Origin of the sequence: Citrobacter braakii (assembly GCF_002075345.1) — a bacterium.
Taxonomy (GTDB): Bacteria; Pseudomonadota; Gammaproteobacteria; order Enterobacterales; family Enterobacteriaceae; genus Citrobacter; species Citrobacter braakii.
Genome location: NZ_NAEW01000082.1, coordinates 1 through 846 on the forward strand (window position 1 = coordinate 1; position 846 = coordinate 846).

The 846-nt window shown below is 57.0% G+C and carries 1 protein-coding gene; it reads right to left on the bottom strand.

Annotation, left to right across the window (positions count from 1 at the left end):
* Nucleotides 1–846, bottom strand: an 846-nt coding sequence (traD, locus tag BZK42_RS27900) for a conjugative transfer system coupling protein TraD (RefSeq protein WP_143329787.1), incomplete at both ends; no start/stop codon positions are given.

An 846-nucleotide genomic window follows, 5' to 3' on the forward strand; every position in this document is an offset into this window, starting at 1 on the left:
CGGCATCCTGATTTTCCACAGTTTTCCGCCTTCCAGCAGAGCGAATGCCTGTCCTTTTGGCAGGCTGATAAGCTCCGCTGTCGAAATCAGCGGCATCCTCACGCTGCTCACCCTGTCCTGGGTGTTTGAGGTGAAGTGCGCCCCCTGCTCCGGATTTGAGATATCGGTAAAGCCGGAGACCAGCGTTTTGGTGTACACATCCACCTCCGGCAACTGGCTGGTCAGCAGCTCTGCCGTCATCTTCTCCCTTACCCTCAGCATAATGAGGGTGTTGAAGTTGCCGGTCACCTGGGCGGCTTTGGCCGCGTTCCCGATACGGGCCTCAATATCAGACCAGGTCTGGGTGTAGGCCGTCACCTCAATCCCTGCCCCCCCACCCTTGTTCACCATCGGAATGAACTCCGGCCCCATAAGTTCGTTAAACTCGTCACAGTGCAGGCTGATGGACGGCTTTTTCGCTTTTCCCGCCGGCGCCGGCAGGTCGCCTTCGTGACCAAACTTGTAGATATGCCCGGCCACCGACACCAGGTCGGCAAACATGGAGTTACCCACGGCTGACGCCACATCCGCATCCGACATCGCATCGAGGCCGATATACACAATCCCTTTATTGCGGATAACCTGTTGCCAGTCCAGAAGCGGACGGCGGTCACTGATGTCCCGGTAGTCCGGTGAAAGCAGGGAGGCCATTTTACCGCTGGTCAGTTTTTCCAGTAATGGTAAAAGGGAAGCCACTATTTTATCGAAATACTTCTGGTCGTAGCGGACCGCGTTACTCAGACTCTCAAGGACCGTATCTTCCAGGGCCTGGCCTTCCGGACTCTCCAGCACCTGCGTGATGGCCGC